The sequence below is a fragment of the Pseudoalteromonas sp. HL-AS2 genome (genome assembly GCF_031198805.1).
In the GTDB taxonomy this organism is placed as follows: domain Bacteria; phylum Pseudomonadota; class Gammaproteobacteria; order Enterobacterales; family Alteromonadaceae; genus Pseudoalteromonas; species Pseudoalteromonas nigrifaciens.
Genome location: NZ_CP133571.1, coordinates 3,164,621 through 3,189,481, shown reverse-complemented (window position 1 = coordinate 3,189,481; position 24,861 = coordinate 3,164,621). Strand labels below are relative to the sequence as shown.

The 24,861-nt window shown below is 39.6% G+C and carries 16 protein-coding genes, 1 rRNA gene and 1 pseudogene; 17 read left to right on the top strand and 1 reads right to left on the bottom strand.

Going from position 1 to position 24,861, the window contains the following annotated elements; translation table 11 throughout:
• Positions 1 to 95 precede the first annotated feature (95 nt).
• From rrf to cobU, 5 genes are all read left to right on the top strand, one after another.
• Positions 96 to 210: ribosomal RNA gene (gene rrf / locus RB215_RS14780) — 5S ribosomal RNA — on the top strand.
• A 386-nt stretch (positions 211 to 596) separates the two neighbouring features.
• Positions 597 to 1,217 (top strand): histidine phosphatase family protein, encoded by a 621-nt coding sequence (locus tag RB215_RS14775; RefSeq protein WP_225741021.1) that lies wholly within the window; start codon positions 597 to 599, stop codon positions 1,215 to 1,217.
• A 90-nt stretch (positions 1,218 to 1,307) separates the two neighbouring features.
• A complete protein-coding gene (cobT, locus tag RB215_RS14770) occupies positions 1,308 to 2,369 on the top strand; it encodes a nicotinate-nucleotide--dimethylbenzimidazole phosphoribosyltransferase (protein ID WP_182678604.1) in 1,062 nt (353 codons plus the stop codon).
• 1 nt (position 2,370) lies between these two features.
• Positions 2,371 to 3,195: an adenosylcobinamide-GDP ribazoletransferase gene (locus RB215_RS14765; protein ID WP_089368913.1), complete on the top strand. Its 825-nt coding sequence runs from the start codon at positions 2,371 to 2,373 to the stop codon at positions 3,193 to 3,195.
• Positions 3,192 to 3,719, top strand: a complete 528-nt coding sequence (gene cobU / locus RB215_RS14760; protein WP_182678602.1) for a bifunctional adenosylcobinamide kinase/adenosylcobinamide-phosphate guanylyltransferase — start codon at positions 3,192 to 3,194, stop codon at positions 3,717 to 3,719. The genes RB215_RS14765 and cobU overlap by 4 nt, the downstream gene beginning before the upstream one ends.
• Before the next feature lie 87 nt (positions 3,720 to 3,806).
• Here cobU and RB215_RS14755 read toward each other — a convergent pair whose 3' ends face one another.
• Entirely contained in the window at positions 3,807 to 4,334 is a 528-nt protein-coding gene (locus tag RB215_RS14755) for a sugar O-acetyltransferase (protein ID WP_089368911.1), read from the bottom strand.
• A gap of 158 nt (positions 4,335 to 4,492) precedes the next feature.
• On the opposite strand from RB215_RS14755, the gene RB215_RS14750 reads away from it, so the two are divergent.
• The 12 genes and pseudogenes from RB215_RS14750 to pglX all read left to right on the top strand — a co-directional run bounded on the left by RB215_RS14750 (position 4,493) and on the right by pglX (position 24,858).
• Complete coding sequence (locus RB215_RS14750) at positions 4,493 to 5,257, top strand: DeoR/GlpR family DNA-binding transcription regulator (protein WP_086993160.1); 765 nt, start codon at positions 4,493 to 4,495, stop codon at positions 5,255 to 5,257.
• 60 nt (positions 5,258 to 5,317) lie between these two features.
• Positions 5,318 to 7,138 (top strand): glutamine--fructose-6-phosphate transaminase (isomerizing), encoded by a 1,821-nt coding sequence (gene glmS / locus RB215_RS14745; RefSeq protein WP_011329617.1) that lies wholly within the window; start codon positions 5,318 to 5,320, stop codon positions 7,136 to 7,138.
• A gap of 180 nt (positions 7,139 to 7,318) precedes the next feature.
• Complete coding sequence (locus RB215_RS14740) at positions 7,319 to 8,149, top strand: heteromeric transposase endonuclease subunit TnsA (protein WP_004588895.1); 831 nt, start codon at positions 7,319 to 7,321, stop codon at positions 8,147 to 8,149.
• A complete protein-coding gene (locus RB215_RS14735; RefSeq protein WP_309216638.1) occupies positions 8,136 to 10,220 on the top strand; it encodes a transposase in 2,085 nt (694 codons plus the stop codon). The genes RB215_RS14740 and RB215_RS14735 overlap by 14 nt, the downstream gene beginning before the upstream one ends.
• Positions 10,220 to 11,878: an AAA family ATPase gene (locus tag RB215_RS14730; protein ID WP_309216636.1), complete on the top strand. Its 1,659-nt coding sequence runs from the start codon at positions 10,220 to 10,222 to the stop codon at positions 11,876 to 11,878. The genes RB215_RS14735 and RB215_RS14730 overlap by 1 nt, the downstream gene beginning before the upstream one ends.
• A gap of 2 nt (positions 11,879 to 11,880) precedes the next feature.
• Positions 11,881 to 13,404 carry a TnsD family Tn7-like transposition protein gene (locus tag RB215_RS14725; RefSeq protein WP_309216635.1) on the top strand — a complete coding sequence of 508 codons (1,524 nt, stop codon included), beginning with the start codon at positions 11,881 to 11,883 and terminating at the stop codon, positions 13,402 to 13,404.
• Between the two features lie 9 nt (positions 13,405 to 13,413).
• The gene (locus RB215_RS14720) at positions 13,414 to 15,042 is read left to right on the top strand and encodes a Tn7-like element transposition protein TnsE (RefSeq protein WP_309216634.1); all 1,629 of its coding nucleotides are present in this window, start codon (positions 13,414 to 13,416) and stop codon (positions 15,040 to 15,042) included.
• A 243-nt stretch (positions 15,043 to 15,285) separates the two neighbouring features.
• Positions 15,286 to 16,045: pseudogene (locus tag RB215_RS14715) on the top strand (WYL domain-containing protein).
• Between the two features lie 16 nt (positions 16,046 to 16,061).
• The gene (locus RB215_RS14710; RefSeq protein ID WP_309216633.1) at positions 16,062 to 16,862 is read left to right on the top strand and encodes a BrxA family protein; all 801 of its coding nucleotides are present in this window, start codon (positions 16,062 to 16,064) and stop codon (positions 16,860 to 16,862) included.
• Positions 16,846 to 17,394: a hypothetical protein gene (locus RB215_RS14705; RefSeq protein ID WP_309216632.1), complete on the top strand. Its 549-nt coding sequence runs from the start codon at positions 16,846 to 16,848 to the stop codon at positions 17,392 to 17,394. The genes RB215_RS14710 and RB215_RS14705 overlap by 17 nt, the downstream gene beginning before the upstream one ends.
• A gap of 14 nt (positions 17,395 to 17,408) precedes the next feature.
• Positions 17,409 to 21,098 carry a BREX system P-loop protein BrxC gene (gene brxC / locus RB215_RS14700; protein WP_309216631.1) on the top strand — a complete coding sequence of 1,230 codons (3,690 nt, stop codon included), beginning with the start codon at positions 17,409 to 17,411 and terminating at the stop codon, positions 21,096 to 21,098.
• 4 nt (positions 21,099 to 21,102) lie between these two features.
• Positions 21,103 to 24,858, top strand: a complete 3,756-nt coding sequence (gene pglX, locus RB215_RS14695; protein WP_309216630.1) for a BREX-1 system adenine-specific DNA-methyltransferase PglX — start codon at positions 21,103 to 21,105, stop codon at positions 24,856 to 24,858.
• Positions 24,859 to 24,861 lie beyond the last annotated feature (3 nt).

Sequence of the window (24,861 nt, the reverse complement as noted above, 5' to 3'; positions counted from 1 at the left end):
CTAAAGTAGATATTTACGCAAAGACTTAAAAAATATTATCAGATATTTTCCAAATTCAGTTAATTTGTAGTGATACGAATTAACGCCCTAATTTGCTTGGTAACAATAGCGTTTTGGACCCACCTGACCCCATGCCGAACTCAGTAGTGAAACGAAACAGCGCCGATGATAGTGTAGCATTTGCTATGTGAAAGTAGGACATTGCCAGGCTCCAAATTGTAGAAAGCCCGACTAGAAATAGTCGGGCTTTTTTACGTCTGCAGAAAAGTGAAATGTGGGTGAATAATGTACACAAGTCTCCCGCGTAGGTCGGGCGAGCGTAGCGACACCCGACACTCAAATCATAAAAACATCACCACTAGCCAATGAATGTGGTGCATTTGCACTGTGATTTTCTACCGCTGTGGGCACTACGACATTTTACAGCGTTGTCGCTACGAAGTAGCGCGCCGACTCCAAATCGAGATAGCCCGATTGAAAATAATCGGTTTTTTTTACGTCTGCAGAAAAGTAAAATTCAAGTCATTAATAAGTAAAACTCAAAGATAAAAAAATACTATGCTGATAAACTCAAAGTACATTTATTTTAGACTTGTATGAGCATGACAGCATTTTCTAGCCGAGTTTATTTACTGCGACATGGTGAGCTTACGACTAAAGATGTTTTAGCGGGGCATACCGATTTTATATTGAGTAAAAAAGGGTTTGAGCAGTTAAATATCGCCTGTGGCAGGTTAGCAAATATTGATTTAGTTACCTCATCGTCTTTAAAGCGCTGTAGTGAGTTTGCTCGGCAATTTTGTGATTTTAATAAAATACCACTGAATATAACCGACGATATTAAAGAGTTTAACTTTGGTGATTGGGATGGCCAAAGCTATGATGAACTGTGGCAGCATACTAAAACACCGACAATTGGTGACTTTTGGCAAAGCCCTTGGCTCGTGACGCCACCTAACGGTGAAAGCATGGCTCATTTTTATCAGCGCATAACAACGTGGTGGCAGCAATTATTAGTTAATACTATTTGCCAAGGTACTCGCTCACAACTTGTAATTACGCATGCAGGAGTAATAAAGCAATTACTCGCTATTATTTGTCAGGTGCCAAAACAGTTAAATTATCAAAATATATTTACTGTGGGTTATGGCAAGGTTATTTGTATCGATATATTTTTTGATGAAAATGGCCAAGCTTGGCCTAAAATTATTTTTTAAAAACGCCTGATCCTCTTTTATCACAACGATATCAGTTGTGGGATTTAGCAGTTATCTTTTTACTTTTTTGAAAACGTGAGTTGCTACACAATGTTTAAAATAGCCCCTTTGAATAATCAATTTGACCACCTTATTCACAATAAAATAAATAATAAAACCAAACCCCTAGGGGCACTAGGTCAGCTTGAACTGATTGCATTACAGTTAGTAAAAATACTATCTCAAACGATAAAGAGTGACGTTGAATTTACTGCATTTAAAGCTGAGATTTGTAACCCTACTTTAGTTGTTTTTGCTGGAGATCATGGGATTGCAGCGCAAGGAGTATCAATTGCACCGAGTGAAGTAACTGCACAAATGGTCGCTAACTTTGTCGCTGGCGGCGCTGCTATAAATATATTTTGTCAGCAACTTGGCTGGCAACTTGAGGTTGTTGATTGCGGTATATTAGAAAAAAGCCCTGCTAGCAAGGTACATGATTGCCGACTTGGTAATATAACCGCCCCGCTTAACTTACACATGGCCATGAGCACTGCGCAAGTAGAGCAAGGGTTTAGTAATGCTAAGTCACTGGTTTTACAGCTTAAACAACAAGGCTGTAATACATTGGCTATGGGGGAGATGGGAATTGGCAATACCACGAGTGCCGCAGCTATTATGGCAGCAATATTAAATTTACCTGTGACGCAATGTGTGGGTAGAGGCACTGGCGTGAGTGACGAATTAATTGCGCGTAAAATCAATGTTGTTGAGCAAGCATTACAACTGCATAAAGCCCACTTGGCTGATCCAATAGCGCTGCTTGCTGCAGTGGGTGGCTTTGAAATTGTGCATATTACCGGTGCAATGCTAGCGGCGGCAGAGCAAGGTATGGCCGTTATTGTTGATGGCTTTATTTGTAGTGCTGCGGCTATGGTTGCGATTAAAATTAACCCTATAGTAAAAGAGTATTTAATTTTTGCTCATTGTTCTAATGAACAAGGCCATCAACAAATGTTAAGCAAGCTTGAAGTTAAACCCTTGCTACAATTAGATTTACGCTTAGGTGAAGGCACTGGCGCAGCATTGAGCTTACCTTTGCTACAAGCCGCTCTTGGCTTTTATAACCACATGGCAAGCTTTGCGGATGCCGGTGTTGAGCAGGTTGTATAATATGAGTGACAGTTCACTTTTAGATACCCCAAATAATAAATTACAAACCAAGGTCACGCAGTGGCAGTTAGTATTATTGGCGATTAGCTTTTTAACCCGCATTCCGGTTGCTTTGCGTTTTAATGTTACTAATACTCACCTTAATCAAGCCAGTCGCTATTTTGCATTAGTAGGTTTGTTACTTGGTGGGTTGTTGGCACTTAGTTACTGTATTTTTCAGCTGTTGTTACCGCCGTCTTTAAGTGTGTTATTAATGATGGCTTTTGGCTTGCTATTAACTGGCGCGTTTCATGAAGATGGCTGGGCTGATGTGTGGGATGGCTTTGGCGGCGGTTGGCAGGTAGAGCAAAAATTAACTATCATGAAAGATAGCCGTTTGGGTACTTATGGAGCTGCGGCATTATTTATAATATTGCTGATTAAGTTTCAGAGTCTGGTATTACTTAGTACTTCGCTCACAGCCATTATAACTGCGATATTGCTGGGTCAGTGTTTAAGTCGGGTAATAGCAACCAGTTTAATTATGAGCATGGATTACGTGAGTGAGGATGCCACCTCAAAAGTTAAGCCTATCGCTATGCATTTGTCGTTTAACAGCTTAGCTATTTTAACGCTCACTGCAGTAATTTTATTACTGAGTTTAATTTTCTTAAATATTATTGTATGGCAAACAGCGGTGATTATTATTGCCGTGTTGCTCATTTTACGCAGTGTATTAGTACGCTGGTTTAAGCGCCAGCTAGGTGGTTATACTGGAGATTGTTTAGGCGCGGCGCAGCAGTTATCTGAGGTGGTTATTTACTTAACCTTAGTGGGCTTATTATGAGCAACAACCATGCACTTATTTTAGGTGGTGCCCGCAGTGGTAAAAGTCGTTTTGCAGAACAGTTAGCGATTAAGAGTAATAAATCGGTGATTTATCTTGCCACTGCACAGCCTAATGACGATGAAATGCAAGTACGTATTACGCGCCATCAAAAAGACCGCCCAGCAAACTGGCAATTAGTTGAAGAGCCCATAGCGCTTGCCAAACTACTTAAAGCCCATAGTAAAGCTGATAACTGTATATTGGTAGATTGTTTAACGCTATGGCTTACAAACTGTTTATGCCATAGCGACAAGCATTGCTGGCAAACGCAAAAAGCTGAGTTATTAGCTCAACTTAAAAGCTTACCAGGGCAAGTTATTTTTGTAAGTAACGAAGTGGGGCACGGTATAGTTCCGCTTGGCGAATTAAGCCGTACATTTGTAGACGAATCTGGCTGGTTACACCAAGCATTAGCTGCGCAGGTTTCCCAAGTTGAGTTTATTATGGCGGGTTTAGCGCTTACATTAAAAAATAAACAATAAACCCCTCCCTTAGAAACACACTGCTTAGTTATATATTGTACAACCTGCAGAGTAGGCTTTGTAGGTTGTTTTTAACGAATTACTGCTTCAAATATCTTTAACTTTAACCGCAGGATTTCCAACCACCACGGTGTTGGCTGCCACATTTTTTGTTACTATCGAGCCCGCTCCAATAACGGCATTATCGCCAATAGTTATTCCAGCTAAAATTATTACGCCTGCACCAACCCATACATTATTACCTATACTAATTGGCTGGCTAAAGTTTTCTTTACTTAATCTTTGCTGCGGATCTAGCGCGTGAGATACAGCTAGCAATTGTACATTAGGGCCTATTAAACAGTCGTTACCAATACTAATGGTCGACTCAGGTAGCGGAGAATCTAAAATGGTGCAGTTAATATTTATAAAGGTACGATCACCAATAATAAGTGTACTACCATAATCGCAGTGAAACCCTGCTTCAATAATTACCTCTTCACCGCAATCAAAAAATAAGCTTTTAATACGCTTTAAATTGCCCTTACTGGGGCTTTTATTAAATAAACGGCAGATATCGCCGGCGAGCTTACGCTGAGTTAAATATTCTTTACTGATACTATTAAATAATTGCATATACTTTACTTTATTCGGCTATTACCCCTAGCTTACCGTATTTTAAGTTTTATTATAATTTGATTAAATTGCTTTATTTTTGCTCGTTCACTTGCCATTTAACTAGTTTCGTTTAAAATTGCGCATCTTTCGAAACGAAACTTAATTGCATATCACTTATGACCAAACGAAACACCCAGCAACGACGTCACAATATATTGGCTCAGGTTAATGAGCTTGGTGAAGTGGTCGTGGAAAAATTAGCTGAGCAGTTTCAAACCTCAGAAGTGACCATTCGAAAAGATTTAACTGCGCTTGAAAAAAGTGGCCTGTTACTGCGCCGTTATGGTGGAGCTATTGCATTACCAAAAGAGATAGTAAGCGATGAGATTGATTCTAAGCGTAAAGTGGCTATAGCCAAGGCTGCAGCCGCACTGATCAAAGATCATAACCGCATTATTATTGATAGCGGGCGCACTACAGCAGCAATGATCCCAGAGCTTGCAAGTAAACAAGGCCTAGTTGTAATGACGAATGCTATTAAAGTTGCTAATCGCTTGCTAGCGCTCGAAAACGAGCCAACATTATTGATGACCGGTGGGACATGGGATCCGCATTCAGAATCGTTTCAGGGGCAAGTTGCAGAAAGCGTACTATGCTCTTACGACTTTGATCAGCTATTTATTGGTGCCGATGGCATAGACGTAAAGCGCGGTACTACTACCTTTAACGAACTAGTTGGCTTAAGCCAAGTAATGGCAAAAGCAGCACGTGAAGTTATAGTGATGGTTGAATCAGATAAAATTGGCCGAAAAATCCCAAATTTAGAATTACCGTGGCAAATAGTAACCACCTTAATAACCGACAATGGCTTAGCAGACGATAAACGCAAAGCAATTGAGGCATGTGGTGTAAAACTAATTTGTGCAGAGATTATGGAATAGCCCGTTAACTTGAATTCAGGTTATAAGCGGGCAAATATTTAAAAAATTAATGGAGACACTATGTGTGGAATAGTTGGGGCAGTTGCAGAACGTCCAGTAAATAAAATTTTAGTTGAAGGCCTTAAACGCCTTGAGTACCGTGGTTACGATTCAGCAGGCGTAGCACTGCTTGATGGCAACACCCTTAAAACTGTAAAAGCAGTTGGTAAAGTAGTAAACCTAGAATCGGCACTTGAGCAATCAGGTGTTAGCGGCCATACAGGTATTGCACACACTCGCTGGGCTACTCACGGTAGTGTAACTGAAGCCAATGCACATCCACATGTTTCAAGCGGCCAGCTAGCACTAGTACACAATGGCATCATCGAAAATCACGTAAGCTTGCGCGCCGCATTAAAAGGCGACGGTTACGAATTTTTATCAGACACCGACACCGAAGTTATGGTGCACTTAATTCACCAACTTCGTCAGCAACACAAAACCTTACTCGCATCAGTACAAGCTGCCGTTAAGCAATTTGAAGGTGCATTTGGTACAGTTGTATTTGATAAAGACAACAGCAACGAAATTATTGTAGCGCGCTCAGGCAGCCCACTTGTTATAGGTTTAGGGCTTGGCGAAAACTTTATTGCCTCTGATCAATTGGCACTACTACCGGTTACTCGCAGCTTTATATTTTTAGAAGAAGGCGACGTAGCACGTATTACACGTGACACAGTAGAAATTTTTGATGCCGATGGCAACGCTGTAGAGCGTGAAGTGGTTGAATCAAACATCACTCAAGATGCATCAGGCAAAGGCGATTACCGCCATTACATGCTAAAAGAAATTTACGAGCAGCCACTTGCTGTACGTAATACCCTTGAAGGGCGTTTAAACAACGACCGAGTAGCAATTGACGCTTTTGGCGACAGTGCACAACAAATATTTAAAGATGTAAAACACGTACAAATTATTGCCTGTGGTACGTCTTACCATTCGGGTATGGTTGCACGTTACTGGCTTGAGCAATTTGCAGGCGTAAGCTGTAATGTAGAAATTGCCTCAGAATTTCGCTACCGCCAGTCGTTTGTACACGAAAAAAGCCTACTAGTAACTATTTCACAATCAGGCGAAACAGCCGATACACTTGCTGCACTGCGTTTAGCAAAGCAACAAGGTTACATGGCGTCAATGACCATTTGTAACGTACCTGGCTCATCACTTGTACGCGAATCAGACCTTGCCTTTATGACCAAAGCCGGCGCCGAAATTGGCGTAGCATCTACTAAAGCGTTTACTACGCAATTAGTTGGTTTGTTAATGCTTACTGCGTCTATAGCGCAAGAAAAAGGCCTTGATCAAAGCGCAATTGTTAATGCAATTAAAGTACTACCTGCAAAATTAGAAGAAACTTTACAGCTTGCAGATAGCATTGCCGAGTTAGCAGAAGAGTTTGCCGACAAGCAACATTCACTATTTTTAGGTCGTGGTTCGCAATACCCAATTGCAATGGAAGGCGCGCTTAAGCTTAAAGAAATTTCGTACATTCACGCAGAAGCCTACGCTGCAGGCGAGCTTAAACATGGTCCACTAGCACTAATTGACGCCGACATGCCGATTATTGTTGTAGCACCTAATAACGAACTGCTAGAAAAACTTAAATCAAACGTAGAAGAAGTACGTGCTCGTGGTGGTATTATTTACGTATTCGCAGATAAAGATTCTCACTTTGAATCAGACAACACCATGCGTGTTATCAACGTAAATCACACTGACGATATTATTGCGCCAATTGTTTACACCTTACCATTACAGCTACTGTCGTACTACGTAGCGGTAATTAAAGGCACAGACGTTGACCAACCACGTAACTTAGCTAAATCTGTTACTGTTGAATAACAAGAAGTTAGTGTTATAAGATAAATGTGGGCGAACAATAAAGTTCAGAACTAAACAATAAAGTTTAGAACTAATACATTAAAGTTTAGAACTAACACATTAAAGTTTAGAACTAACACATTAAAGTTGAAAACTTTATAAATCCGGTTAAACTGAATAAAAGTTAACCGGATTTTTTTTATGGCAAGATCAAAGTACGTCCTAACTGAAAAGCAAATCAACAAACGGATTAAGGATGGTCGTGGTGCCGGAAGGCTTTCTAATTACAAGCCATGGCTTTATGTCAATGAAGTACCTTCAGATGGTCGCTCCCAGCGTGTCTACTCTCACCTTACTGGCCGGATTCACCATGTGTTATCGGATCTTGAGTTCGCAGTGTTTCTTCTTTTAGATTATAACGTTGCTGTAACTGATATCCGTGAACAGTTCCCACTGAATAGAGATGACACCCTGAATATATCTAAGGAAGGTCAACTTTGGCATCCTTCGCAAGGAGGGATAAATCTTGTAATGTCTTCAGACTTTTTAGTCAATTTAAGCACCAAAAATCAGCCAAAGTTAGCTATCCAGGTAAAATATTCAGAGGCGCTAAAAGACCCTAGAACAATTGAAAAGCTAGAAATTGAGCGCCGATATTGGCAGCTCAAAAAAGTTCCTTTTTTCCTTGTAACAGAAAAAGAGATAGATAAGGTTGTCGTATCTAATATTGAATGGCTTTATGGAGTTAAAGGATACTTTGATGAAATTATCACTGACGAGTTGTTATTATTATTTGAAAATATGAAAACATATTTTAGTCGCTATCCTAATAGAAAAGTGGTCGACATATGTAAAGAGTATGATAATGCATATCAGCAAGAGTTAGGTAAGTCTTTATATGACATACGTTTAATGTGTGCTGCAAGGCTTATCACATTTGATATTCGTTATCCTTTTCACATTTTGACAGCAAAAGATATTACGTTTAGAAGCATGTCTTTATCTGAGAGGCGTACCTATGTGGCAAGTTAATGAAACTATCGCATTTGATGGTAAGCCCTATCGAGTGCTTTTTACTGAAAATAGCTATTTTTATTGGATTGTTCTTGATGAGAATAAAGGTTTACCAGAAAGAATTTACTTTGATGAATGTAATGTTTGGATTGACGAGGGACGTGTAGAAAAAATACCTGATCCATATGCTTATCTTCAGGCTGAATCTTGGGAACTAGGATCCAGTAATTACCTAGAAAGTCAAAAACATTATGCACTGATAAAACCTATTATTGATGGTGAGGGGGCGTTTAATAAGAGCACCCGAGCAAAAAGGATTAGCCATGCGATTGCTGTATCTGATAAAAGTAAATCGACTATTTATCGTTTAGTTAGACGTTATTGGCAAAGAGGTCAGATAAAAAATGCGCTTTTACCCGACTATAAGAACTCTGGGGCAGCAGGGAAAAGAAGAAATTTCACAAATACTAAAGCAGGTAGACCGCGTATTTATGGTATAGGTAAAGGTGAAGCTGTTAATGAAAATATTAGGAAGCAATTTCGAATTATCTGCGACAAGTATTTGATGAATGATAAAGGCTACTCAATTCGATATGCATACATCAAGTTTGGAAAGGCCTATAAGTTAAAATACCCTGATGTGGCTGAGCACGAAATGCCAACATTGCGACAGTTTCAATATTTTTACAAAACTGAATATACCAAATCTACTCAGATCATAAAGCAGACCCCAAAAGGTGAATACAATAAGGACATTCGACCGCTTCATGGAACAGCTACAGAGCAAGCTTTAGGACCAGGAAGCAGATATGAAATTGATGCTACCATCGCAGATATATATTTGGTAGATGATAACGATCCAAACAAAGTTATCGGAAGACCGACTATATATATGGTTATTGATGTTTTCAGCCGCATAGTTGCGGGATTTTATATTGGCTTTGATAACGCATCCTTCCCGGTGGCAATGAAAGCATTAATATCTAGTTTTAGTAGTAAAGTAGATATTTGCAAAAAATATGGCATAGATATTTCTGATGAACAGTGGCCATGTATAGGGATTCCAGATGTCTTACTTGCTGACCGCGGTGAATTAATGAGCCATCAAGCGAGCTACTTAGTTAATGGTATTAAAGTCCGGTTAGAAAGTGCTCCTCCACGTAGAGGGGATGCGAAAGGTATTGTTGAGAGATCATTTGGATCTTTTCAGGCTAAATTTAAACCTTATATGCCAGGTGTCGTATCGGGTAATAAGGTTAAAAAGCACGGTGAAAAAGACTATAGAGTTGAGGCGGCGGTCGCAAAATCTGATTTTTTTGAAATTATACTCTACTCAATCCTTGCTCATAACTTGAATAAGCCAATGGAGAAATATGATCGTGCTCCTGACATGCCAGAAAGCATTCCTTCTATCCCAATTGAACTTTGGCGATGGGGACTTCAGCACCGTACTGGTAGTTTAAGAACAGTAGATACTGACATCGCTAAAATTTTGTTGTTACCTCGTGAAAAAGTAACTGTATCTGAATTAGGGGTAAAGTTGTGGGGAGTTGTATATACAGCAAAAGAAGTTATCCAAGCTGGGTGGATGCATCGTTCTACGGAAGTTACTAGACCAAAAAACCTTTATGCTGCCTATGATCTAGGCTCTGTTAATCATATATATCTATTTCCAGAAACAGGGAAAAATACTTTTTGGGTGTGTGATATTTCAACTAGAAGTAGAGAGTTCCGTGATATGACTTGGTACCAAGTTTGGGAACGACAAGCGGTGCAAAAACAAGTTTCAGCAGAGGCGAAATACCAGTATTCAGCTGTTGAAAGGGATTTTGATGATCTTCTCGAGAAGAAAATTAAAAAAGCTAAAAATAACCGTAAAGCCAGCACCTTGAGCAATGCGCAAAAAATAAAAGATATTAAAGGGAATAAGCAGCAAATAAGAGAGCAAGAGAGAAAGGAATTGGCCATTAAACCAAATAGACCCAAACAAGAAAAGCCGGCACAGATCGTTCAGCTAAAAGGTATAGAAGAAAATTATGAGCTTCCTAATTTTATACCAGAGCTATTTGATGATGAGGATGATAATTAATGCAAAATAGTCAAAGTCATCGAGTTATTGCCGTTTATCAACCTTCTACTATACCTGCCTATCAAGGAAACCCTTTGATAGAAGCATTACCGCCTTTAAATAGCTTTGTTGATGATTTAAGCGCCTTAAAAGGAAAGTTACGTTGCACACCTGATGATATTCATCAAAATGGAGTTGATAGAGCGCATAGCATTTGTCGTGTTATTGATGATTTTTTTCAACCACTTAGTCAGCATATACAGCTACATGAGCGGATTTCATTGATGATCAGAGGTGGCTACGTAGGGAGAAACCCTGATACAGGTGATTGGGCTAGGCATATTCAAAATGGGTACGAGCGTGTGCTTTCTGGGGATTTAAAGGCGATAAAGTTCACAGAGGTCTATTCAACTGCACAAAGTATGACGCTTATAGGGTGTAGCGGTAATGGAAAAACTACTGCAATGAAACAACTGTTATCGCTATATCCGCAAGTTATCTACCACCCAGATACAAACCTTGAACAAATAATATATCTAAAGATTGATTGCTCTCATGATGGCTCATTGAAAGAATTATGTTTGAATTTTTTTCGGGCGATAGATCGTGCTTTAGGAACATCCAATTACGAAAAACAATACTCAATGAGTAAGCGACCTAGTATTGAAACGCTTTTGGCTGCGATGGCACAAGTTGCAAATGCTCATGCGTTAGGTGTGCTTATTATAGACGAAATTCAACATCTTAGCCGTTCTCGCTCCGGGGGGTCAGAAAAAATGCTGAATTTCTTCGTAACCTTAGTCAATACCATCGGCCTTCCCGTTATTTTAGTGGGTACTCCGCGAGCAAGAGAGATATTTGAAGCCGATATGAGGTCCGCTAGACGTGGCTCAGGCCTGGGAGCAATATTTTGGGACCCGATGGAAGAAGGAAGGGAGTGGAGAGCTTTAACCGATAAATTGTGGTCACTCCAGTGGCTTCAGAAGCGTGATGAAATTTTATCTGATGAAATTCGAACTTTATGGTATGACTTAAGCCAAGGCGTTCTTGATATCGTGGTAAAGTTATTTGTACTGTGTCAGTTGCGAGCAATTACCACCAAAGTTGAAAGAATTACTCCCAAGTTAATGCAGCAGGTGTACAACGATGAATTAATACCGGTCCACCCTATGCTTGCAGCTCTTCGCTCCGATGATCCAGAAGCAATAATCAAGTTCTCAGACCTTAAACTAAGTGACACCGATAAAAGATTACTAAAACTACAGCAGCACGTGGCTGAGTCTGTGCAACAGACTCCGGAAGAGTTTGCATATCAACAGCTAAGAAGTGAAGAAGAGCGACGAGTCTATATAGCTTTAAAAGATGACTTTGACACAAGTCTTTTGGCGCCTGCTATTCGGAAAATATTTGATCAAAATCCAAATTTGACCTGGATTAGCTTATTACCTTTAATACATGCTCACTTAACTAGCCCAGAACAAGCTTTACCTAAAAAAGAAGCTAAACCCAGTAAGGGAAATAAAGCATCATCAATTAAACATACTCAGTGGCATACACTTGATAGTAACGATTTGCGGTTTATTCATTCTCAAGCAGATGTTGACTCGGACATGCATTCGACAATGTTAAAGTTAGGTTTGGTTTTAAATATTCAATCGTTGCTGGAAGAGGTGAGTTAGTATTGCACAATTTTCCTGTTCCATACCCAGATGAGTTAATTTATAGCTTAGTTGCTAGATCTGGCATTCGTAGTGCTATTACAAGTTCTAAGCAGCTGCTTAATCAGGTATTTGATGATCGCAAGGTTATTGCAACGTTAGATTTACCTAGTCATTTATCAGCGATATCTAGTTTGTTGGTGAATACAGGAAAGTTCGATATTCAGCGGCTTATTTATGAACACACAATGTTTCCTATTTACGCACCATTTGTAAGTGAATGCACTAGAGTTCAGGCTATGGCATCTATGGAGAGTGGATCTAACGGTTCTGTTCACCTAATGTTGGGGGCGGTTGCTTCAATTGTTAAAACGCCTGGTAATTTTCGCTCTTGTTCTCTATGCGTAACCGAGCAAAAACAAAAGTATGGAGAAAGCTATTGGTCCAGACTCTGGTATTTACCGGCCTTCCCCTATTGCCCTAAACACGGTATTTTGAACCAATCTAAAATTACTTATCATGATAATAGGCATACATTTCACCTCTGCGATCAAATAATGTGTAACTTACAGCTAAATAACGATAATAAAGATAAGGAAATACAACATTATTTAGCTCAAAAATCACAAGAGTTATTACTTTTACCTTGTCAAAAATCACCTACAAAGTATCAATGGAGCAAATTTTATAATCACCTAGCGCATGATTTCGGTTGCGGAAAAGGAACTAAACAGATCGCACATGAAATGATTGCTGAGCGTGTAACTAGTAAAATCACAATTCCTGAACTAATCGTTGATTTTAGTATGGATACTAATTGGTTACGTACGATATTTCGTCAGCACCGAAAAGCTTTTAGTTATTTACAGCACTTAGCTGTTTGGTCAGCTTTTATTCCTGATATGACAGTAAGTGAAATAATTAAGGAGGTTAAAACCAAAGCTATACTGAGCGTCGCAGTTACTAAAAGCTTCCAACCTGAACCCAAATCTGAATCCCAATTAATTAAAGAAAAACGTATGAAATGGCGCAATTTAATAAGCACAACGCCAATTAAAGACGCGCGTTCGTTATCAGGTGGTGGTGCATTATATGCTTGGCTATATCGAAATGACAGAGAGTGGTTATTAGCATTTAATCGACAACATCACGCAAAATCAGTACCCAGAAAGGAGAAGGTTAATTGGAGCGCAAGAGATCGGTTGTTAACTAAGCAGCTTCTTAAAGTTATTAGGCGTTTAGATACTATTATAGAAGGGCCTAGAAGGTCTAAGTATTACTTACTCAAGCAGTTAAAGCACTCTAATACTATAAGTAAAAAGTTATTTTTATTACCGATATTATCTAGTGCCTTGAATCGATACCATGAAAGTGTTTTTGAGTTTCAAGCGCGACGACTTGTTATGACAATTATAGCAAGGAAGCAAGCAGGATTAGGAGTAAATCGCTGGCAATTAATGCGCTATGCGAGCCTTTCTGAAGAAAGGATACAGCCAATTGTGGTAAAGCTTCTCGATTGGGTTGTTACAGGTTCAAACATCAAATAAGGAAGTAGGATGAGCGCTAGATTTTACAAGTGCGATGATGATGTACGTATAGTTCACATAGGTAAAGTATTAATACGAACAAAAGATACTTCTTATCGGCCTTCAATTGAAGTGTGGTGTTACCCGCCACAGCAAAAAAAGGGTTTTCGTGCGACAGCGTTTGCAAATGTACCTGCACTATATCGAGGTAAAATAATAAACCAAAGAGAGCTTTCAGAAAGCTTTGTAAATAGTGGTCGTTATACCTTCAGAAATAATGATTTCCTTAGAAAAAGCACATTAAGTGAATTTCCTAATTTAAGCTCGGCAGAGTCTGTGAGAAAGCCAGAGTCAGAGCAAAATGCATTTGTTTTAGATAGACCTAATGCCCCTAAGTTGATTATTCCTCAACTTGAACTGGCGCGAGTCTTGTTTTATAGCAGCTCTTATCTATCACGGGCGTCATTGATGTCTTCTCGTTTACTCACTGATTTTAAAGTAGAGGTTAATGCGAAGGCGGACTATGCAAATATTGAAGTACTGCAAATATCAAATTATCCCATTTCAGCTTTCAATGATTCTGCAACAAGAGCGATGTTGAGTTGGTTACTTATTGATAAAAATGCAAAACAATCATTTGAATCAATTTTTAAATACTTCAATACCGAGCTCAATTTAGACGTAGTACCAGGCTTTAAGCGTTGGTTATTTCATTTCGATCCACCACAAATGGCAGGGTGGTCTTTTTCTTACAATGGTAGGTTAGATCCAAGTGGTGAATATTTTTTAGTAGAAAAGGTAACTGATATAACAATTAGTGCACAAATGCCTTCGAGGGTTTATTTTCATAGCCCTAAATTTACGCATACCGATGAAGAGCTGAAGCCAACAAATGGTGGAAAAGGTCTAGAGCTTTATGAGCGCCCAGAAGATCATATGGTTGATGATGACAAAGAAGCCTCTGATACTAACCAAGCCTTTTTATTAGGAGAAAATACTTGCGCGATAAGGTTTAAAAGTCGCTTTTCAACTTCGAAAGCAACAAAACCTAAAAGGAGTCATCGACCAGATAACAGCCAAGAAACCCCTAAAGTAGCAAATGATATTGTGAGTACTAATGAGGCAGGTAGTAACGGTGAAATACCTTCTGCTGACATGGCTGGAGGAATGCAAGATAACAATGATTACTCAGAGAAGTACGCTTCTCGTTTTACGGCCTTTAACATGATGGTTCAGGCATTGGAAGAAAAATACGCTTGTACAATTATAGACTCTTACACTCATGAACTGGATCAGGTTGGGCGTAGTAAATGCCATTTGATTGACTCTGGTGCAAAGAGAACGATTCGTTGTGTTGTTGTTGAACGAAATGGACATGTTAATTATTTACTTGAAGTAGATGTGACTGGGTTGAGTAAGTGGATATCTACCAAGTGTGTGCGGGAAATAGATACCAGTAATTGGCAAGAACAGTTTTCTCGAATCAAAAAAGGAGTGGTAACTCAGTCTCTTGGGTGGCCCACACAAGAAATGGATAATATGTTCGGCTTCAAAAAGCATATTGGTATTTCTCACCCTAAATCTATAGAAGGTCATCCGACGGGTATCCCTACAGAATCAATTTTAGACTGGGCTGGGAGAGTTTCAGGAAAGCTATAGCAGCCAAGATCAAAAAGCTGTAGCTTAGTCTTTCTAACAAAATAATTTGTGATAGGATGATACCTAATAAAATTAATTACGTTGAAGCCTATTAAGTGTTTTGTAGCTTCATGTCCAGCTTCAACAAATAAGTATTACTGAGTCCTTGCAGATAAAGAGTTGCGTAGTGATAAGCCGTTCAATATGAATACGCGATGTAGGTCTTTTATTTTAAACATCGGTTGAATTGGATAAACAAGACGCATGACAAATGATGTTCTAAAACAAACGGTGCCAGCGAGTTCACTCGCTAAAGAAAATGCCAAAGGCAAGCCTAATAGGTTTTCGTAGATAGCTCAGTTGTCACAAGCAGTCAGGTATCGAGAGCTTGCACCGGGCAATATTAAGTATGACGCTTAAGTTGTATAAGCGTGGATAAGCGTTTGAGCCCTTGTTCGATTATGACGTTGTTCGAACACGGGCGACCATTAGTCAGGGTACGGAGACGGCTTTACTGGCGAGGTATTCCCCCCATTGGCTTGTGAAGCGCCTTATTACCTAAACAAGCCTAGTTTAACTGTAGTGGCGAAAGTCACCGAGGCTATACATAAAAGAAAAGCCTTGATTATCAACCATGTGCCGCTATCGAGCGGTGAAGCAACACGTGAAATTGTGCCGCATACGCTGGTTACAATGGCTTACGCTGGCACGTTGGTGGTTTTGACCGCAAGCATAGTGAATTCCGAGACTTTGTACTGACCAGAATAAAGAAACGGTTGTGCTTGAAGGTTCAACTTTGCGTAAGACGGAGCTCGAAACAGAGGACAGGCAATGGAGCCGCTTTGAAGAACTGGAGTTAACGCCACATCCACGAATTAAGTACGCCGAAGCGATTGAACTGGACTATGGCATGTTGATTGTTCAAAGAACGCAGTATTAAAAACAAGTGACAGTCAGTTAACACTGAAAAATTTAGGCCCTTTATATGGCGTTGAAATTTAACAATCGCCCTGGCTATGAATAATAAATAAGATATATACATGAAAGATGAATTAGAAAAAATAAACACACAAGATTATAACACTGCAATTAAAGATATTGCAGGTTTGAAAGACTATACCCTTATTTTTAATATAATTAGCGCTTATTTCTTTGAACCTAATTTGACTGGTTCAAAGATAACAGATGAAAATGAATTTGACATAAGAACCTCTAAAACACGGACTAAAGTTAGCTGGGCGATCAATAAATCAATTCTTCAGTTTGCTAGCGAAGAACATAGAGAGTTAGTCAGCAAGGTCTTTCATAAAAACATTCCCATGCAAGACAAAAAGTTCGCGTTCCTGTGGCATTTTTGCTTAAACAATAGATTATTTAGAGAGATAACAACCCAAGTATTTACCAAGGTGTATTTTTCTGGCAGAGCACAGATTTCTCAGGATGACATAATTGCTTATTTAAAAGAGCGAATATTGCTTGATGGCTCGGATATGCCTTCATGGTCTGAAGATACTCTTTATAGAGTGGCAACTAAGTATCTAAGTCTAATGACAAAATTTGATTTTGTATCAACTGGCAGAGTGAAATCTTTTAATTATATTCGTCCTTCAGCTGAAGCATTGGTACTATTTCTCTACTTTTCAAATTTATTTGTACCTAGCACAAAAAATATTTTTGATAACGAACTACTCCCAGCAAGTTTTATAGCCAAAGAAGATATTCAAGACAGACTCAAAAAGCTTTCGAAAAAAGGCTTTTTTGATATGAGCTTCAACGGAGTAGCGTTGAATATTGAATTAATACATAGCAATAAGGATATATGCGATGCCCTATATAGCTGATCACAAACAAAAGTTTGCTGACCTGGATTTTAATATCGACAACCAAGATCAGCTGCGCCGCCAAGCGAATGGAGGCAACAGTATATTATTCTCTTATCAGCCTGATGAAGAGCATTTATACCTTGAAAAAGCGAGCGAAATTTATGGCGATAAAGTAGTGTTTATTGATATTAGCCAATTATTAGTAAGATTTATTGACGCCGATGGCTGGGGCGCTTTTGCAGAGTACTACAGAGATTTTAGCAATACGCCACATAAAGTCTTTATGTCAGAAGACCCGGAACCTGACCTTTTTGACCTGATCATTTCAGCAATAAAACAAGCCAGCGAGCAAGATAAAATCCCAGTTCTCATTCGCAGTGGCTGTCTATTTGGAACAGGCATTGATAATGTCAATATTATGGAGCAGCGGGATGTTATGAACCTAAAACATCCACTTGTTATCTTCTACCCATCGAAGATCGAAGAAGACAATATCTTCTTCTTGAACTTTAAACCAGCGTCGAAATACCGCTGTACGTTAGTGAAATAAGGACTAATACAAACATGACAACAATTAACGAAATACTAACGTTAGATTTAAAGGAAGATATAAAAAATGTTATTGACCTTGAAGACCGCTCTGATAATGAAATTCAGCAGGAAATAGAGTCATACATCGTTACCGAAGGCATTGGTCGCCATCTCTATGACTTTACAAACCAGTTTACTTCCAACATCAAAGAGACCGGAGTTTGGTTATCCGGCTTCTATGGCTCAGGTAAGTCATACTTTGGCAAAATGCTTGGTTACATCATCGACAATCAAATAATCAATGGCACTCCTGCACGTGAGCGTTTCATCCCGCGTTTAAAGGGTGTTAGCGATGCGGGTCTTATTGAAAATGCTATTCGTAACCTAGCCGCAATAAACAGTCGCGTAGTATTTCTTGATGTCGCTAAGCAAAACACCGAGCGAGGATTAGCATTCACTTTATTTGCCAACCTACTTAAGAACCTTGGTTTTCGTGATGATATATACGGCTATATGGAGTTCGATCTTCTTCTCGATGGCAAGTATGAAGAATTTAAAGCGATAGCGCAGAAGCTTGAGTCTAAAGATTGGGACGAACTCAAAAAAAGTAATCGCCACGTTGCCAGAGTCATGCGAAAAGCGTTTGCAGAAATGGGCTATAGCGAATCTGACTATGAAGACACCAAAAATGTATACAGTGCGGCTATAGATGATTTCTCAGCCAGTAAATTTAAAGTCGAATTAGAAAAATACCTTACGTTTAACAATGACGAAACCCTAGTTTTTGTTTTTGATGAAGCCAGTGAAGCTATTAGCCAAAAGAAGTTTACATTATTAGACCTTGAAGGCATCAGTGAATCACTGTCTAGCATAAGCAATAAAGTTTGGACCATTGCGATTGCGCAAGAAAAGCTCGACGACGTTATTAATAACGCCAACGTAAGCCGTAGTAGTTTAACTAAAGTTACCGATCGATTTAAAACCAAAATCCACCTTGAGTCTACGGAAGTAGATGTCATCATTCGTAGCCGCTTACTTCAGAAAACAGAGCAAGCAAAACAGGACTTGTTAGACTACTACCAAAAAAACGAAGGGCTTATCAGTGATGCGACCAATCTGAAGTCATCGTTCCCAACCAAAACCGAGTCAGCAGAAGACTTTGCTATTTACTACCCGTTCCATAAATACCAATTCGATATATTGCAGAAGTTTTTGTTTAGCTCAAATGCGCTAGTAGCAACTCAAATCGCAGCTCGCGGAATGATCATTACCACGTTTGATATACTGCGCAAGCAAATGCGAGACAAGGAACTTTATAGTTTCACACCTGGTTTTGCGATCTGTAATGAAGCTCAAACTGCCCCACCAGTTGGGTTGGTCAACAAGTACGATACCAGCCGAAAAATATTAAAAGAACATAACAGCAGCATAGACGGCGAGAAGCTTTTAAAGACAATGCACCTCTTGTCAGATTCTGAAGTTGTAGCGCCAACGGTAGAAAACATCACCAAGAGTTACATTTCAGATATCACCAACTATTACACGGTAAAACCTGTTATTGAGGAGGCACTAAAACTGCTGTTAGAAGCTAAAGTGCTATTACTTTCAAACAACAACTACAAAATCACATCTGATCTTGAAGGCAAAATGCTCGAAGAGATGAAAGATTTTGATGTTGAATTATTCAGCAAAAAGCGTGAGTTAATTAAGCACCTAAAGGATTACAAAACTTTTAGTGCAGTTGCTTCCTATAATGATGGCAGTGACGCGTTCAAATTTAGCGTGTTATCTGATCAAGATGATGAGTTGGCACCAGCGGGTAGCAAAAACTTAAAAATAACAGCGTATAGCTTATTTAATATAAGCGATGACCGTCAGGATTTCATCGAACAGCTTAAACTAGATACACAGTACCAAAAAAATGAAGTCACCTTAGTACCAGATACCTCAAGCTTTGTCGAAATTGATAAATTGATCGGTGAAGTTATGCGTTATGGCTATATGGAAGGAAAGTATGAAAGTGACAAAGACCAGTTAAAGCGCCAGATCATTAGAGAATTTGAAGTAATAAGAGAAGAGAAACAACGCACTTTGAGAGAGCTAATTCAAGACGCATATCACAATGCATCCCTGATCTACATGTTCGACGAGCATCTGTTGAACGTTGATACATTTAAGGGAACCATTGCCGACAACCAGCGAAAAATGGTGAAAAACATCTACACCAAGCGGTTATCAAGTCAACTTTCTGATAGCCTGGTCTCGAAGATTTTTAGCACACATAAAGAAAGTCTGAATAAGTTATTTACCGCTAATGATTTTGCATTCTTCGACGGACACGGCAATTTTACCGGCGATCACCTTAAAATAGTTGAAGAGATAAACGCTAAGATAAAGTCGCGCTATATGGATGGTAAATCTCTAGAAACAGACTTATCAGGCGCGCCATGGGGCTATAGCTACGGAACATTAGTAACGACTCTTGCAGTACTGTTCCGTGCCGGTCGACTATCGGTTAAGTTTAACGGCGACACCTATTTTTCTCATGAGCAAAAAGCGGTTCACGATGCCTTTACGAATACCACCAAGTTTAAATCTGCGTCGTTCAAATCGATTACTGCAACGCTAACCGCTGTGCAGAAGAACCAGGCAGTACAACTACTGATGGAACTCGAAACACAGGACCATATCGGCAAAAAGGTAGATTGGAATACAAACGATTTTGACTTGGCTGACAGTATTCGTTTGATGGCTGAACATTTTATCAGTGCTATTACCAACCTGAGTGATACTGATCAAGATTTTGAAGAACTATTCCCCAAAGTGGCAGGTTTAAAACAAGACTTGCAAGGTTTCGCGGGTAAAGTTACCGAGAGTAACTATATCGAAAAGGTTGAGTATCTACTTAATAACAGCGATACGTTCAGCGATGCGGTTCAAGCCATATTAAAAGCTCAGAAATTCATTAAAAAGAACTTTCCAAAAGTTAAAGAATTTAAGCGCTTTATTGACGATGTTCGAAGCGAGCTGATAAAAGCTGATCGCAGTGACAATAACATTGATGAAGCCTATGAAGAATTCGAGCGCTTATTCAAACAGGATATGGTGAAAAACTTTGCCAATCTCGAGCACCAAGTACAAGTTGTAAAAGATGCCTATTACAAGTTAGTTAAGACAGCATCTATAGGTATGAGTCACGAATACAAGATCCTGAACGGCAAAATCGAGGCTTCTTTACGTGAACTGAAGAACTACCCCGTCGCGCCGAACCGATTAAATCAGCAAAAGCTTGATGCCTTAAAAGCCTACGCAGAAAAACGAGTAGTTGGTGAACCAGTACTTGCGTTCAGCATTAGTTGCTCAAATAGTGGTTTTTCTCTCTCCGATATTTTGAATTACACAGCTCAAGCACCGCTAAAAGATAGCGAGCTGCTTATCGTGCAAAGTAGTTTTATCACAGAAGAGCCACAGCCCGAGCCTGTACCCACACCGCAGCCTACACCTAATCGTGGTCCCGCTGGAGGCGAGCCTGCACCGGACCAGACTCCAGTTCCAACACCAGCACCGAAACAACCCCGCAAAGTTGCTTTTAAAGTTTCTAGTAAGGTGATGACAGTGCAAGAGTATAAAACCTTGCTGACTACGCAGCTAACGGCGCTTGCTGCGGCCAAGCCCGATGAAGAAATCGAACTAACTATAGATATTAATAGCGAAGGACTGTAAGCCCATGAAATTAGCTGACCACGTAGACCATTTAAGAGAGCTGATTGAAGCCGCCTTCGATAAGCAATTTGCTAGACTGGGTTTTAGTAAGACCAAGCAAATGGACGCCATCCAGGTAGAAAAACTACCAGAGGAAGTTAAAGCTAAGCGTGAGCGCTTCGCCGTGATGCTGGAGAACCATATCGGTGAAACCGGTGGTTATGAAAGTGCCCGAGAAAAGCTACTGGATGAATTAACCTTTACGTTATTCAACCGCCTTGCCGCCATAAAGGTGATGGAGGCAGCCAGCTTATTTCCGCCCATCTTAACAAAGCAAAAGGAGCATGGTGATCGTTCATTTGGCCATAAAGCCTGGTTAGAAATGAATCCGCACATGCGTGATGAAGAGCTGGAAGGTATTCGCGATTATTTAAAATCAGCGTTTGACGAACTTGGTCAAACGTTGCCGCTATATAGCAAAGCCTACCCTTATGCGCTTTTACCTGATGCCATAAGTTTAAACGATATTATTGACGCCTTTAATGTGGTTGATACTGACGCGCAAGCTAACGAATCATCAGAAGAGACCATCTGGCAAAGTGATGATGTTCTAGGTTGGATGTACGAAAGCTACAACAACAAGAAAAAGGCAAAGTTCAAAGACGAGCAAAAAAATAACAAAGCAAAAACCGAATACAACAAGGTATCACTGCAATCACAGGTGTATACGCCGCGCTGGGTGGTACAATTCTTGGTCGAAAACTCTCTGGGTAAAATATACCTCGAGATGTACCCGCACTCTGAGATAAAACAGCGCTTTAAAATTGCCAATGCACCAACAACACAAATACGATCACCTAAGCCTTTACATGAAGTGCGCACTATTGATCCAGCTTGCGGATCGGGTAACTTTTTGTTGTATGCCTTTGACTTCTATTACAAGCTTTATCTCGACCAAATTGAAAACTATGGTGCAGACTATGATGAAAAAGACATCCCTAAACTCATCATTGAAAATAACCTGCATGGCATAGACTTAGACGATCGTGCTATCCAGTTAGCACAGCTTGGCTTATTTATCAAAGCCAAGAAAAAGCGCCGTACAGTCGGCGAGCTGCATTTCAAGGTGGTATCGTCCGATTTCTATCTGCCTGAGTATGCAGAAGTGAAGCATATCTTCGAAAAAGGCAATTTGGTTTCGGCTCACCAGCAAGAGTTTATTGAGAAAGTATGGTCTGATCTAATGCAAGCCTATAAGTTTGGCTCGCTGATTCATATTGATAAAGAGTTAAAAGAACAGCTATCTCAAGTAAAAGAACGTGCGCTTGGTGAAACGTTTGATTCGACACAAAAGTTAAAAAGGAAAATTGTTGAAGGGGATCTCTTTGCAGCGGCAGATTATGCCGAGCACCAAGAATTCGCAGAAAACTTCTTTGCAAACTTGTTTGCAGCGGTGGAGCAGTATGCTCGAACAGAACGCAATACTTTCTTAAGCGGAAAAACGCGAGATGCGATTACATTCTTAGAGCTGTTAACCACTGAATATGATCTGGCGACTGCTAATCCGCCGTACACTGATAGTGCGGACTTTGGGCCAGACCTAAAAGAATTCATCGAAGACAACTATAAAAAACCATACAAATTCAACACCAACTTGTACGCCACATTTATCAAGCGTTGTTACGAACTTACAGGAAAGGATGGCAAGGTAGCCATGGTTCATCCGCCAACATTTATGTATATCAAGACATTCGAAGATGTCCGAAAATATATGATTGAGAAAACGAGCATCGATCTATTCGTGGAGTGGGGCTATTTGGGAATGTTTCATCAGTCAGCTCGAGTTGATGCCGCGATGTATGTCCTTGATAAAAATAAACAAGAGAAAGACTCAACCTTTATCAAGTTGAACCACATTTATGAAGGCAAACGTTATAACGCTTTTGTTGAGGCATATGATAATTTGATCGATGGTGTAGCTTACCAAAATAATTACACCATCCCGCAATCTAAACTAAAAATTATCAAATCATGGCCGTTTATCTATTGGATTTCTGATGAGTTTAGGGGAAAGTTTGAGCATAGTAGCTTCGATGATACAGCGATGGTTGTTTCAGGGGTAAAAACTGGTGATAACGATAGATTGTTAAGATTCTGGTGGGAAGTTGACCCGTCTGATATTTCAGTTGCCTATTTGGAAGACAAGAAAACATGGGTACCATACTCAAAAGGTGGCGACTTCAATAAATGGTTTGGTAATATTTGGTTGTGTGTTAATTATAAAAATGACGGACAGGAAATAAAGAAGAGCAAAAACTATAATCTTTTACTGCCAAGTAAATCTTTTAAAAAAGGAATTACATATTCTGCTACATCAACCAAAGGGGTTTCTTTCAGGCTTTTAGAAGAGCATTGTCTCTTTGATATGAAAGGTTCTTCAATTATTTTCTCCGACTCAACTAAAACAGAATATGCTCTTGCTTTATTAAATTCGAAACTTAGCTCATACATTGCTAACTGTTTAAATGGGACAGTAGAAACGCAAGTTGGCGATATAAAGCGCATACCTTATGCGGAAAAAAATAAAAATAAGATAGAGAAGCTGTCAACTGACAGCATCAATATTAAGAAGCATCTACAAAAATATTCGCTGGTTGAGTATTTATTTAAAGCTAGTCCATTCGATATTTACGCAAGAGACTTAGATTATAAAAAATCAATATTTTCCTATCTAATCTATGAAAATCACTTGTTAGCACAGGTTCTAATCAACGAAGCTATCATGAATGAGTTGATCTTTCAGGTTTATAATCTAACAGAGCACGACAAACTTATGGTGCTGGCAAAAGAAGGTCAAAGTATAGGAGGTCTTCCTGTTTCGAACGAAGCGAGAGATGCCTATCTGGCGGAAGAGGCTACCATAGAGTTTCCTATGGATGCGATTCGAGATTTTGTATGGTCACTTCAAACCAGAGAGTTTTCTGACGAAGAGCGAGAGTTGGTTGAAAGCGAATTCTTAAACCTTTACCAGGACAATAACGATCTGGAAGCGTTTTGTATTCGACATCAGATCAACCCAATAAATGTTTGTTATTGGTTTAAGCAGAGCAATAAAATTCCTCTTCAGCGGATGCGTAAGCTGGCTATGGAGTTTCTTGCAAACATGATACGCGAAATTCTAACTGAAGATGAAGATGGAATCATTCCGCTGGTGCCTAATGCTGGAGAGAAAGTCCTGCTTGATCGCATCGAAGAAAAATTTTTAGAAAAAGGCTTTAGTTCTGCTCAATATTCGAGCTTTGACACGGTAATTGGTCGTCCCATACATGAATACCTGAACAGAAGTTTTTTTGCGGAACTATCCAATCACTTGAATATGTTCCCGAACCTACCAAAAACCCCATTTATCTGGCATTTAACCAGTGGCCCAGAGCAAGGCTTCGATTGCTATATCATCATCTACAAATGGAGTCGCGATAACTTGCTGCGATTGCGTTCTGTTTATATCGAAAACCGTGAACGCGCTTTGCAAAACCGCCAGAGTGATATTGCTGGCAATGAAAGCGCGGAAGCGCAAAACGAGAAAGATCGTATCTTTAAGCAATTGAAAGAAATCGACGCCTTTAAAAAGAAAATCGACGAACTATTGGCTGAAGGTTACAACCCGATTCTTGATGATGGTGTAGGCAAAAATATTGCGCCTTTACAGAAAAAGAAAATGCTGGCTTATGACGTATTGAATGCAGGCCAGCTAAAAAAATACTTGAACGCGGATTGGTAAGGA